The organism is Bacillus mycoides, assembly GCF_000832605.1.
Lineage (GTDB): Bacteria > Bacillota > Bacilli > Bacillales > Bacillaceae_G > Bacillus_A > Bacillus_A mycoides.
The window spans coordinates 2,613,123-2,626,116 of the sequence record NZ_CP009692.1; the positions used below are offsets into that span (position 1 = coordinate 2,613,123).

A 12,994-nucleotide genomic window follows, 5' to 3' on the forward strand; every position below is an offset into this window, starting at 1 on the left:
TTATCGTTTTTGGGCAATCTGTTCTGTTAGGTTGATGGATATTTAATGAATTTCGACTTAAAAACAATTGATTTTAACAACGTTAGGAGTGTTTCATGCAGCACAATGTCATTTGTGTTGTATTGCAAGAAGAAAAATTACATTAAAAAAGAGCCAGAATTCATCCTGTTAAGAGTAAATCGACTTTTAATATTTAAAAGGATGGAAAAAAGAAACACAGAGGTGAAAAACCTCTGTGTTTCTTTTTGATTAATATATTTACTGAACTTTCCGGTACAGATACTCCTTCATCCTATTATAGAAGCTATTTTGAACGTAAGTAATTTGTAAGAAATAGGTAAGAAAAAAGAGATTTTCATTGTGTATGATAAAAATATAAAGAGGCGTGAAAGGCGGAACAGATATGACTTATATATGAACAACAAACCAGTAACAAGAGTGTTTCAAGGAAAAGAAGTAATTTTTGGGGTTAACATATATGTGGGAAAAGAGGGGTTTACCTAGGACAGAATGGAGCTTGTAAAAATAATCATTATGAAGATGATTACGAATTCAATGTTGACTTTTTGTCATCGGTAGAGATGATAGCTGTGTGGTGAGTATGAAATATCAAGCAACCACCTATACAATATGAATAGAGGAGAGGAGAGGAATGCCTTATGAAAACACGTAGTCAAATTACATTTGCAAGTCTGGCTCTTTTAATAGCTGGAAGTTCCCTGTTATACACAACGCCAACCTCAATTGTAAAAGCAGAGCCCACTCAAAATGTATCTAGTTCGTTACAAACAAATACTCAACGAGATCGTAATTCCGTCAAGCAAGCAATGCGGGATACATTGCAACTTGGATACCCGGGGATACTTGCTAAAACTTCTGAGGGTGGAAAAACTTGGGGTTATGCCGCTGGGGTAGCGGATCTGAGCAGCAAGCAACCAATGAAAACAGATTTTCGCTTTCGCCTTGGCAGTGTGACGAAGACGTTCATCGCAACGGTTTTACTTCAATTAGCTGGAGAGAACCGCCTGAATCTAGACGACTCCATCGAAAAATGGTTGCCTGGTGTCATTCAAGGAAATGGATATGATGCTAAACAGATTACTATCCGTCAGATGTTGAATCATACAAGTGGTATCGCTGAATACTCAAGGTCAAAAGAAGCTGATTTTACGCATACAAAAAGATTGTATACCGCTGAAGAGCTAGTGAAGATTGGACTTTCGATGCCCCCAGACTTTGCCCCAGGAAAGGGCTGGTCTTATTCAAACACAGGATACGTATTACTGGGTATCCTTATTGAAAAAGTAACCGGAAACAGTTATGCGGAAGAGATTGAAAATCGGATTATTGAACCGCTTGAATTGTCGAATACATTTCTACCTGGCAATTCAAGCGTTATTCCAGGCACTAAGCATGCCCGTGGATATGTCCAACCAGACGGAGCAAGTGAGCTAAAAGACGTTACTTATTTTAATCCAAGTATAGGTAGCTCGGCTGGAGATATGATTTCTACTGCTGACGACTTAAACAAATTCTTTTCTTACTTGCTCGGTGGAAAATTAATGAAAGAACAGCAACTAAAACAAATGCTTACTACAGTTCCTACAGGAAGAGCTGAAATCGGGAGATACGGTCTTGGAATCTATGAAACTAAGCTTCCAAACGGTGTCCCGATATGGGGACACACAGGTGGTATTCCAGGATTTAGTACTTTTGCTGGAGGTATACTTGGAGGTAAGCATACGTTGGCCGTCAGTTTGAACAGTATGGGTAGAGCTAACAGTCCTGATCCTTTTAAAAATATTTTACTTGCTGAATTTGGTAAGTAGGTAAAAAAGGAAAAACGGATAAATTTTGAGGTTTTTGGAACTTTGACGGTAATCCAGCGCTATTAAGCTAATAAAATAAAATCCTCCCTAAAATAAAAAAATACGCTATTCTTTCTGTAGAATCATAGGAAAGGATGGCGTGTTTTCATTTTGAGCAAGATTTTGCTTTTCCAGCCTGAGAGAAATGTGGTGGGAACATATACAGAATGAATTTAAAATATAATGGGGAGGGAATTTATGAATATAATAAAAGATTGTAATTTTTATCTGGTTAAAGTTATCTCAAATGAAGAAATAGGACCCAATCATGAGTCCTATTTCTTCATTTGCAGGTATTGGTGGTTATATACTATGATTCTGTGTCTCTGTATTTATCAATAAACTTTTAGACATAACAGTTCTGCAATGTCACCTTATCCTTAAAAACCTTCAATTAATCCTTTTTTAATCCCTTTTACGACTGCTCCAACTCTTGAATCTACACCCAGTTTTCTAATAATTGAAGAAATGTGATATTCTACAGTTCTTTTACTGATTGAAAGGTCCGTACTAATCTCATAATTTGTTTTATCTTTTGAGATTAAGAGTAATATTCTTTGTTCAGCAGAAGTTAGTGCTTCAATATTATTTCCCATAATCTGATTCTTAGAAAATAGTATATATCCCATGTGACTTTGACGAATTGCGTTAGCTAGGTCAAATGCTGATCTTTCTTTCGTAATGTATGCACTTGCTCCAGCTTCAAAGGCCGCATTATAATATTCTTCATGATCATATCCTGATAGAATTACAACCTTTACATCCGGAAATTTTGACAATAAATCTTTTGTAAGTTCAATACCATTATACTGCTTCATCCTGATGTCTGTAACAATTACATCAGGACGGGTATCTTCCACAGTTTTAATTAATATGGAAGGATCGTGAACGGTATTAATCACCTCAATATCTTCCTCAGATTCTAGTAGTCTTTGGATGCCTAGCATAACCAACAAATGGTCATCCACTAGTAGTGTATGTATACTCATTATTTTCCTCCCAATTTACTGGTATGGTAAATGTGACTAATGTTCCATGTTCTTTTTCAGAAGATATTCTCAAATTTCCGTTCAACTCGGAAATTTGACGCTGGATGGTCATTAGACCAAGGTGGTTGCTTGTACTAAATTCAGAAAAACTGTTCGGAACACAAAAGCCTATGCCGTCATCTTCTACAGTACAAACATAGCAGCCTCTTTCTTCTATGATATGTATTTGAACATTATTCCCCTTGGAGTGCTTAATAGCATTATTCAGTAGCTCTTTTATAATACGATAAATCTGTATTTCGAGATTTTTCGAGAGAATTTTTAATTTGCAATTAAATTGTATATGAATGAGAATGCGATAATTTAATTCGAACTCGCGTTTTAGTGTGTGTAAACTTGCTTCTAAACCTAAATCTTCTACGATAATAGGGTGAAGATTATGACACATTTTTCTAATGCTATAGATAATATCTTCAAGTTGCTCATCCATTGAATTTAATATGTCTATAGAAAAGTTTCTTTTGGTCTGAAGCATTCTTATTTCGTTTAATTGCAAAATAAGAATTTGAAGAATTTCATCATGTAAGAAAATCGAAAGCCTTTTCCTTTCATTCTCTAGAGATTGAATAATCTGATAGTTAAATTGTTTCCAGTTTTGAGCTTTTACCTTTGCTTTTCGAATTTCTTTTTTATTACTATTGAGGGTATTAACACTTAATAGTAAATTTGCCGAGTTTATTACAACCTCTTCAAGTTCATTAATTTCTTGAGGTTTAAATAATGTATAATCATTTTTTTCACCAATAATAATAGCTCCCTGCATGCCTTGGTAAATGAGTATTGGAAAACAAATTAAGTGGTATTTTTCAAACTGAATATGAATAGGAGTAGTACCTTCCTTTAGTAAGTAATTCTGTTCAAGTTGATTCAATTGGTTAAACAGCTCAAATTTATCCATATCCTGAAAAATACCTGTCTCATATAATGAATGATAAATACTATTTGAGTTCCATATTATGGAAACGCCGTTAATGTTAAACATCTGGTTAATAAGCTGTCCGACTAATTTTGCAAGCTCTTTAGCATGTTTTTCCTTCGAGAGTGTTTGAAAAAGCTCAATCTTATGTAAACCTGATTGTGCATCCTTTTTTATGTTTAAATACCTAAATAATGAGAGAATAAGTTTATATATATATACAGAGAGTACAACAGATAATACACTTAAGCCGCATAGTATAAATATTTCTTTTTGTGACAAATCTATGAATTGCTCAACCGAAAAATTTAAAAATAAGAAATTGAGCAAGTAAAAGAGTAAGTTTGTTAGCCATTTAGAAATTCTAATCTCAAATTCGATAACTTCTTGCTTTATTAATAAATAAGAAATAGTTAAAGGAAATATAATAATACTAGGTAAACAATATGTAAATGGAATTTTAGATTCCCCAAAAAGTAGACCGGGAATCAGATTAAGTAGAACAATAGGTAAAAAACTAAGAATAATACCAAAAATCAGAATATATAATTGACTTTTCACCTTAAGGTTATTTTCTCGTAAATGTAATGAAACAAGAAAAACACAGATGCTAATACTCAGAAATAGGTTAGTAATTAGTAAAACTTTAAATAAAAAGCTAAAATTATTGTTAGACATATATCCAAAACAACAAAAAATTATATAAATAATTGTCAATCCTGTTGAAATTACAAATGATACAAGGTTGAATATTTTTACATATTTTGGTTTGGTAGATACAGGGAAATTAGAGAAAAAACTTATTAAGAGATAAGAAAGTATAAAAATACTACTCACCTCTATAGCTTTAAAAATATTTATATCATAGCTAGATAATAAGGATGTTAAAATAGCTATCCCAAAGACTGATGTTAGAGAAAAGAATTTTTTTGCTACAATAGATTGTCTTTTTTTTAAAAAGCTAATTAATCCTATAGTAAAAAAAATAAGACTAATAACGCTGATCATATAAAAATGACTAATTAATAAAGAGTTAACGCTTTCTTTAAAATTACTAGAGTGAAAATAGTAAGTATTTATTAAAAGTATTAATAAATATAAAATGCTTAAAGGTATACAGAACCAAATATTACGCATAGGAGTGACCTCTGCCCATAACCATCATTTGAAAATAAGTCATTTCGTCTTTAGAAAGAACAAAATGCATTTCTAAGAGTGCAAATGCTTTTCTATAATATAGTTGAGATAGGATACGACAATAGTGAAGTGCTCCAGATTGTTCTATGTAATCCCGGACTAATGCCCGAACTTCAGGTGACGAAGATATTTGTTCATCCGTTAAATTTTCAAAAAAATTATCCTGTGTTTTGCAACTATATTCATAAGCTTTTAAAAAAGGAAGATAAGCCTTTAAGTCCTGAAGGTCATTTTTATTATCTGTCATGGCATCATTAGCATCATTTCTTAGCTGACCAGCTATCCCTATATAAGATGTAATTTCTTTTAAAATTCTATTTTCAGGATTAATAGTTCGAAAGATAATTTCTGTGAGTAGACCGGATTTCTTTTCAATAAGTTTCATATATTCTTCTTCACTTAAAATTATTTTTTTATCTATTGAAAAACAAAATTGGATATCTTTCCATTCTCCACAACACGAATGTATCAATTGTTGGAGAAGATCTCGTGTTGCAGTATCTTTTGTCTTATAAGTTAAGTATATCAGTCCTTGCATAAGTAAATATTGAGAAACTAACAAAAAACGAGGATATTCGTTTTTAAAATATAATGGATCTAATACGTCTCCATCACACAAATCATCTATTATATCCGCGGATAAAAAGATAAATTCAACCCCCATTGCCTTATCTAATTCTCTTTTTGTTATTGGTTGTCGTTTGGTCAAAAAAGAAAGAGCTAGATATAGCTCTCCCCACGAGAAGCCAGAATATTCAGGATTTAAAACCTTTCCTTTATGAGAAAGACATTTCTGAATAAGTAGAAGTATTTCAGATTCATCACTTTGATTACGGTAGGAGATATGGTAATCAATATGATTGATTAAACAATCTTTAAACCCACTGATTTCCACCATCAATTTTCACCCGGAAATCCTTTGCATACTCATCTAATACAATTCGCTCTTCAACTGATAGTGTCTCCAATGAAGGACATAATTCATAAGTTTCAAAGGTAAGTTTGTTTTTTTTCATCTCCATTAAAAATTCCCATATTGCTTTATTCATAAAAATAACCCTCTTTCCAAATATTCTGTATTTTAGTTCTATATAAAAAAATACAATAAAAATGGGATATTTTCAATATAGTCCTTAAATTTTTAATACTTAATTTACATATATTTTTTTTATTATGCGTGAATTTACAATATAAACTTGCGGAATATACGGATTCTACTAGGATATTTATCTGATAAATTAGACACATAAGACATAACGTCTTAATAAAAATTTTAGGGGGAAAAGAAAATGATTAACGAAAAAAACCTTTTTGATTTGGATGTTCAAGTAACAACAGCTTCAGGTGATGTAGATCCACAAATTACAAGTATTTCAGCTTGTACGCCTGGTTGTGGAAACACAGGTTCATTCAATAGCTTCTGTTGCTAATTGAATGCCAAAAAAGAGGGAACACAGATGTGTCCCTCTTTTTCTCCTATTATAATATTTGATTAGAACAGAAGGGAAGATTCCAAATGATTACAGAAAAAAGGAAGACTATTCATACATCAAATAAAACCGCATGTAATAATATATTTGAACCTCTACCATTTTTTATGATTAGATCCCCGTTTTTACCATTTAACGCACTATATCAAATTAAGGATCAAGAATTATTGATTGAAAAATTAAGGGAATATGCAGAAATGGATTACATTAAGGAAGCCATTGCCATTGCAAGTCCTTCATTGCTTGAATCTCTTAAATATATACATGGTGATTTAAGTAATAGGAAAACACAACAAGTAATATCTTCTGTATTACGATATATGTTAAGAATGACAACACGCCCAACACCTTTTGGAGCTTTTTCCGGGGTAGCATCCGGAGAGTTTAAAGAAAAATCTTTACTTGAAATGAGCCATTTTGAACAATTTAAGAAAAGAACTCGGCCTGATATGGAATGGTTATTGGGAGTGGTTTCATCACTTGAAAAAAATCCTTGTATTCTCCAATTTTTAATGGTTAGTAAAAATCATGCTACTTATCGTGTCGGAAACCGCCTATATTTACCTTTTTCAACTGAATGTGGACAACTTCGTAAGAAAGATATGGAGAAAAAAGAAAATATTTCAATTACATATAGTGAAGTTGTTAAGAAAGTTTTAGATTTAGCTGAAACACATATTACAGTGAAAGAGCTTCTCCAAAAGTTGAATAATGACTATCCAGGCACAGATATAAAGGTAATGGAAAACTTTATTCTCCAGTTGGTAGAGCAAGAATACCTTATAACTGAGCTAAGACCGCCACTTACATATGACTCCCCATTTGATTATGTGATTGACAAGTTAAAAGTAAGAGTTGGTGAAGATCAAATATGGGAAGATTTACTGAAGGTAAAAGATTTAATACTTGTTTATGACCAATTACAGCTTGGAAAGGGGCTTTCTATATACAACGATCTTATCCTATTAATGAAGGGGATTTATGAAGTTTCAACGCCTCTTCAAGTAGATTTCGCTTTAAATATGCATGATTTAGCTATAGGAAAAAACGTAGCAAATGATGTTAGTAAAGCAGCTCAAGTGTTATGGAGCATAGCCGATAGCGGAGTTGGATTTCCTCATCTCCAAAAATATCATATTGAATTTTTAGAAAAATACGGAACAACTAGGGAAGTTCCATTGGTAGAACTTTTAAGTGAGGAATTAGGGCTTGGAGCACCCGCGACATATAAAAATCCAAAAGGAAATAGGGATGGAGAAAATTTTACGCCGCCTTTAGATGAAGAACGTAATGTCCAATTATCATATATGCTTATTGAAGCTATTCATAATCAGCAAAAAGAAATTGAAATTACTGATGAAATAATTAGCAGAATTGGAATAGAAAAAGATACTCGATACGCTCCAGATTCATTTGAAGTATATGGAGAATTGTATGCTACTTCGCAAGAGGAATTAGACAATGGAAAGTATAATTTATGCCTAAGCCCAAATCCAGGATCTCATGCAGCAGGAAGCACATTTGGTCGATTTTTAGATATCTTAGATCCAAATGTTAGACGTGAAATTCAGCAACAAGAAGCGGAGATTGACCATCAATTTAATAATGATATCGTTATGGTAGAGGGAAGTTTTCTTCCGGCAACTGGCCGTTCAGCGAATGTGGCAATTGGAAAAACTACAAGAGAAGTAACTGTAACTCTTGGAACAAATGGAGATGAAGATACTTTGCAAATTCCAATTGATGATATTGTCGTTGGAGCATCATTAGAAAACTTTTATCTGAAATCTAAAAAATTTGGGAAAAGAATTAAAGTGGTAGCTGGTAATGTACTAAATTACCAAAGTGGCCCTAATATTTATCGCTTTATGAGAGAAGTTTCCCTAAATGATTTAGACCACTGGAGAACATTCAATTGGGGTAATATGACATCTTCACCTTATTATCCAAGGATTCGTTACAAAAATATCATTCTGTCTCCTGCAATTTGGAAGTTAAATAGAGAAACTATTGGTATGAAAAATAAACCTAAAAGTGATGATGAATTTTTAATCCTATTTGAAAAATGGAGAGTGAAATGGGCTGTTCCACGCTATGTATTTATGACGTATAGTGACAATAGGATTTTAATTGATCTTGAAAATATTCTTCATCTTCGAGAATTAAAGAATGAACTTTTTAAGCAGGGTAGATTACAGTTGAGAGAATCATTACATGACATCAATAAAAATTGCCTTAGCAGCCCGCTGGGTAGTCATGCAATGGAAGTTGTATTTCCGTTGAAAAAAATGAACGATGTCGCTAAAAGGAAGAGTTTAGGAGCTGTTGAAGACGGAAAAAAAGAGATGGTTAGTGAGAAAATGATTTATCGTTTGCCCGGAAGTGAATGGCTATATGTTAAGCTCTATGTTCCACAAGCAAGAGAGAATGAATTTATTTCAAAATATATGACATCATTTGCTAATAATATTGTACAAAATGGTTTGGCTCAATCATGGTTCTTCATGCGATATCGTGATCCAGATGCTCATATTCGTTTGCGATTTTATGGAGATCCCAAGAAGTTGAATGCATCTGTTCTTACTCATTTAAGGGATTGGGCAAATAATTTAATGAACTCTGGATTTATTCATAAAATGACGATTGATACGTATGAACGAGAAATAGAGCGATATGGTGGTCCGTATCTGATAGAATTGGCCGAGAATTTCTTCCATTACGATAGTAGGTCAGTAACAATGCTTCTTAATGTGATCGGACAACAAGCTGAACTGCCAGTACATGCACTGGCATCCTTAAACATAATTGAGATTATGGAGAATTTTGGTTTAACTTATGAACAACAATTGGAAACTATTGAAAGAAATACAGATAAATATGAATTCATGGATGAATTTAGACCAATGAGAAAATTATTAAATAACATTGGAAATCCTGAAGGTGATTGGAATAATTTACGTAATTACAATTCATCAATTGGACTAGAGATTTATAAAAGTCTATTAGTTCGGAGAGAATCATTAAAAGAATATTTTTCCAGTATTCAAAAATATAAAAATGAAGACAAGCTCTGGAATAAACAACAAACAATTATGGGAGCAATTATTCATATGCATTGTAATCGACTATTGGGAGCTAATCGGGAACTAGAAAAAAAAGCACTTGCCTTTACGCGGCATATCTTATCAAGCCAGCGATATTGGAGGAATCAGAATGAAACAGATACTCAATCACACACCTGAAGATGAGAAACTATCATTTTCAAATATTTTAAAGTCTTTTCATTATTGGCCTGGTTTATTTAAACTTTTATGGGAAACGCACAGAGGATATTTCTTCTGTGTGCTTACCTTAAATTTTGTAAATGGATTATTACCTGCAGCATTGATTTTGACAATCCAATACCTTGTTAATACAGTACAAAACATCTACCAGAATGGGTACAAGGATGATTATTTTACTCATGTTTTACCGTTTTTTATAGCCTTTGCACTAGTTACAATTTTAACGGGTGTTACAGGATCAGTTTTGGAAACATATAAACAGCTTTACCGAAATCTTCTTTCTAATAAAATCAATGTAAAATTAATAGAAAAAGCAAAAAGATTACCTTATTCCAGTTTCGAGAACCCAGAAATTTACAACAAACTTCAAAGGGCGCGCCAAGATTCCACATATAAACCATTTGCTATTTTTGAAGAACTTATGGGGATTATAAAAAGTGGAATAACTGTGATTTCTATTTCTGGTATCTTAATGATTTGGAACTGGCAGTTTACCCTAATTTTAATTCTATTACCACTAATCTCTTCCTGGTCAATCATGAAAATTGGAAAAGAAATTTTTTTAATTAGTCATAAGCGTGCCGAAGAAACAAGAAAACAATTTTACTACTACTATTTGCTAACGACAGACATCACAGTAAAAGAAGTGAAACTATTTGGATTGGGCAATTTACTTCTAAAAAATTATTCAAATATGTTCAATCGATTTTATCTGCAAGATAGACGTCTGCTTTTAAAAAAGATGAGGATTGACCTGTTTTTTCAATTAATCAGCGTGGCTTTTGTAATGTTTGTGCAGTTTATGGTGGTTATGGATGCTGTAACAGGGATTATTGCTATTGGAAGTCTTATCGCTTATTTTCAAGCTGTAAATACTACACAAAAAACATCTAATGAATTAATGTATATGATTTTTAATATGCACCAAAACAATCTTTATATGACTCAACTATTCTCATTTTTGGACGTTCCTGAAGAAAGGGATGTTTCAAATAATGGAGACAATACTTATTTAGATAGCATCTCTTTTGAGGAAAAAGGTATTCGATTTATAAATGTCTCTTTTAAGTATCCTGGTCAAAAAGAGTATACATTAAAAAAAGTGAATTTTCACATAAAACCAGGTGAAACATTGGCTCTTGTCGGATCTAATGGTTCGGGTAAATCTACGATTGTAAAGTTAATTACAAAACTTTATACGGACTTTGAAGGGATTATTCTATTAGATGGAAAACCCATTCATCAATACAGTACAAACGAATGGCAGGATAAGATTAGTGCTATTTTCCAAGACTTTGTTAGATATGAACTAGATGTTAAAGATAATATTGGCTATGGTGACTATAAAAAAGCCGATCAAGTAATGGCTATACAAGCTGCTGCTAAAAAATCTGGAGCATTAAAGATGATTAATAGTTTGCCTAACCAAATGGATACACAACTTGGGAAAACTTTTGCGAACGGAATTCAGTTATCTGGAGGGCAATGGCAAAGAATCGCCATTTCAAGAGCATACATGAGGGATGCGAGCCTATATATTCTAGATGAACCTACTGCCGCATTAGATCCAGAAGCAGAAGAAGAGGTTTTTAGAGATTTTAAAGAAATTACAAAGAATTGTATGGGGCTCTTTATATCCCATCGGTATTCAACTGTAAGGCATGCTACAAAAATTATGGTCCTCGATAAAGGTAGAGTCGTGGAACTAGGTACTCATAATGAACTATTAAAGATAAAAGGAATATACGCAAGACTATTTGAGTTACAAGCTAAAAATTTTATAGATTATTCCAAAATTCAAGTGAATGTTTAATTAGAGAGGAGAAAAATATGCAATTAACTACAGAAAAAAAGTCATTTTGGTTACAGGGAATTAGTATTGAAAAAAGAAATAAAGCATTAAAGTTAGTTCGTGATATAGCAGAGCAATTAAAGGATCCGATGTATGTAGAAAAAATTGTTATGGAGCCTGATAATATACCAAATGGAGGAACACTTCATCCATGGGACCCCATTACTTTATCCCATGGTTATCCAGGTACTATAATGTTATTTGCAGAATTAGATCGACAGTTTCCAAAAGAGGGATGGGATCTTATTGCACATAGTCACTTGGTAGAAATACAAAAGGCAATAGAAAAACAAGGTGTGAATAGTATTTCTATGTTTGGCGGTGTTTCTGGTATTGCGTATGCGACATCGTATGCTTCGCGTAACTATGAAAGATATCATATATTTTTACAAAAGTTAAATGAATTTGTACTTTCGCAGTTACATCTTGTATTGAACTACGGGAAAGAAGAATGTGGTGTTCATCCATTTATGTACGATACAATCCAAGGTGCTACTGGAGTAGGGCGTTATTTACTGCAAAATATTCAACTTGAATCAAATTTGGAAGCACTCAAACAAATTCTCAATTGTTTTATTAATATGTCTAATGACATTGAGGTGAATGGAGAAGTTCTACCTGGTTGGTACGTACCGTACACCAATCAGTTTTTGGAAACAGATAAGATACTATTTCCGGATGGGAATTTCAATTGCGGCCATGCTCATGGAATGCCTGGCCCACTTTCCTTGATGGCGTTGGCTATCGAACAAGGAATTGAAGTTCCTGGACAAAAGCAAGCGATTCGTAAAATGATAGATTGGCTAATAAAATGGCAAGATGAAGGTTCGTGGCCTGCGAGGCTTAGTTTTAAAGAAGTGGTCAATGACCAATCATACCACGTGTATCCGAAGCGAAAAGGCTGGTGCTATGGAAATCCAGGAGTAGCAAGAGCTCTCTATCTGGCTGGGAGATCCTTGAAGGATCAGAAGGCCATGAAAATTGCATTAAGTTCTTATCAAGATACACTTTTGCAAAGTGAGGAAGAATGGGATTTATCTTCTCCAACATTTTGTCATGGAAGAGCGGGATTATTACAAATGTCTATTAGGATGGCAAAAGATGAAGATGGGGAAATATCGATGCAATCCATTACAAAATTAATAGATTATGTAATGGATGCATATGATCCTCAAGCACCATTTGGCTTTAAAGACTTACAATCCAATGAGCAGACTTCAAACGAGCTAAACAAGGTAGGACTATTGGAAGGTGTAAGTGGTGTACTTTTAACATTATTAAGTCTAAGCGCAGTAGAGGAACCATGGTGGGACGGAGTATTTCTAATTTCCTAATCAA

At 33.1% G+C, this 12,994-nt stretch carries 9 protein-coding genes; 5 read left to right on the plus strand and 4 right to left on the minus strand.

The window, feature by feature from the left end; translation table 11 throughout:
* Nucleotides 1–659 precede the first annotated feature (659 nt).
* Nucleotides 660–1,829: a serine hydrolase domain-containing protein gene (locus BG05_RS15380; RefSeq protein WP_041867997.1), complete on the plus strand. Its 1,170-nt coding sequence runs from the start codon at nucleotides 660–662 to the stop codon at nucleotides 1,827–1,829.
* A 419-nt stretch (nucleotides 1,830–2,248) separates the two neighbouring features.
* Here BG05_RS15380 and BG05_RS15385 read toward each other — a convergent pair whose 3' ends face one another.
* Genes BG05_RS15385 through BG05_RS31075 form a run of 4 tightly spaced genes read right to left on the minus strand, consistent with a single transcriptional unit; the run spans nucleotide 2,249 to nucleotide 6,079 of the window.
* Nucleotides 2,249–2,857, minus strand: a complete 609-nt coding sequence (locus BG05_RS15385) for a response regulator transcription factor (RefSeq protein WP_002128205.1) — start codon at nucleotides 2,855–2,857, stop codon at nucleotides 2,249–2,251.
* Nucleotides 2,829–4,970 (minus strand): sensor histidine kinase, encoded by a 2,142-nt coding sequence (locus BG05_RS15390; protein ID WP_033730040.1) that lies wholly within the window; start codon nucleotides 4,968–4,970, stop codon nucleotides 2,829–2,831. Before BG05_RS15390 ends, BG05_RS15385 begins: the two co-directional genes overlap by 29 nt.
* Nucleotides 4,963–5,931: a polyprenyl synthetase family protein gene (locus BG05_RS15395; protein WP_002128202.1), complete on the minus strand. Its 969-nt coding sequence runs from the start codon at nucleotides 5,929–5,931 to the stop codon at nucleotides 4,963–4,965. Before BG05_RS15395 ends, BG05_RS15390 begins: the two co-directional genes overlap by 8 nt.
* Nucleotides 5,906–6,079, minus strand: coding sequence for a hypothetical protein (locus BG05_RS31075; protein ID WP_001030236.1), 174 nt, complete (start codon nucleotides 6,077–6,079; stop codon nucleotides 5,906–5,908). The genes BG05_RS15395 and BG05_RS31075 overlap by 26 nt, the downstream gene beginning before the upstream one ends.
* 240 nt (nucleotides 6,080–6,319) lie before the next feature.
* Here BG05_RS31075 and BG05_RS15400 point away from each other — a divergent pair, with 240 nt between their 5' ends.
* The 4 genes from BG05_RS15400 (at nucleotide 6,320) to BG05_RS15415 (ending at nucleotide 12,990) form a co-directional block, all read left to right on the plus strand.
* Nucleotides 6,320–6,460, plus strand: a complete 141-nt coding sequence (locus tag BG05_RS15400; protein ID WP_000606628.1) for a gallidermin/nisin family lantibiotic — start codon at nucleotides 6,320–6,322, stop codon at nucleotides 6,458–6,460.
* Nucleotides 6,461–6,546: 86 nt separating this feature from the next.
* Nucleotides 6,547–9,762, plus strand: coding sequence for a lantibiotic dehydratase (locus BG05_RS15405; protein ID WP_002185394.1), 3,216 nt, complete (start codon nucleotides 6,547–6,549; stop codon nucleotides 9,760–9,762).
* The gene (locus tag BG05_RS15410) at nucleotides 9,734–11,617 is read left to right on the plus strand and encodes an ABC transporter ATP-binding protein (RefSeq protein WP_002128199.1); all 1,884 of its coding nucleotides are present in this window, start codon (nucleotides 9,734–9,736) and stop codon (nucleotides 11,615–11,617) included. Before BG05_RS15405 ends, BG05_RS15410 begins: the two co-directional genes overlap by 29 nt.
* Before the next feature lie 17 nt (nucleotides 11,618–11,634).
* Entirely contained in the window at nucleotides 11,635–12,990 is a 1,356-nt protein-coding gene (locus BG05_RS15415; RefSeq protein WP_002167992.1) for a lanthionine synthetase C family protein, read from the plus strand.
* Nucleotides 12,991–12,994: the final 4 nt, after the last annotated feature.

Excerpts from the sequence above, each read along its gene's own strand:
- BG05_RS15380 (WP_041867997.1), top strand. The coding sequence starts at position 660 with ATGAAAACACGTAGTCAAATTACATTTGCAAGTCTGGCTCTTTTAATA.
- BG05_RS15385 (WP_002128205.1), bottom strand. The coding sequence starts at position 2,857 with ATGAGTATACATACACTACTAGTGGATGACCATTTGTTGGTTATGCTA.
- BG05_RS15390 (WP_033730040.1), bottom strand. The coding sequence starts at position 4,970 with ATGCGTAATATTTGGTTCTGTATACCTTTAAGCATTTTATATTTATTA.
- BG05_RS31075 (WP_001030236.1), bottom strand. The coding sequence starts at position 6,079 with ATGAATAAAGCAATATGGGAATTTTTAATGGAGATGAAAAAAAACAAA.
- BG05_RS15400 (WP_000606628.1), top strand. The coding sequence starts at position 6,320 with ATGATTAACGAAAAAAACCTTTTTGATTTGGATGTTCAAGTAACAACA.
- BG05_RS15405 (WP_002185394.1), top strand. The coding sequence starts at position 6,547 with ATGATTACAGAAAAAAGGAAGACTATTCATACATCAAATAAAACCGCA.
- BG05_RS15410 (WP_002128199.1), top strand. The coding sequence starts at position 9,734 with ATGAAACAGATACTCAATCACACACCTGAAGATGAGAAACTATCATTT.
- BG05_RS15415 (WP_002167992.1), top strand. The coding sequence starts at position 11,635 with ATGCAATTAACTACAGAAAAAAAGTCATTTTGGTTACAGGGAATTAGT.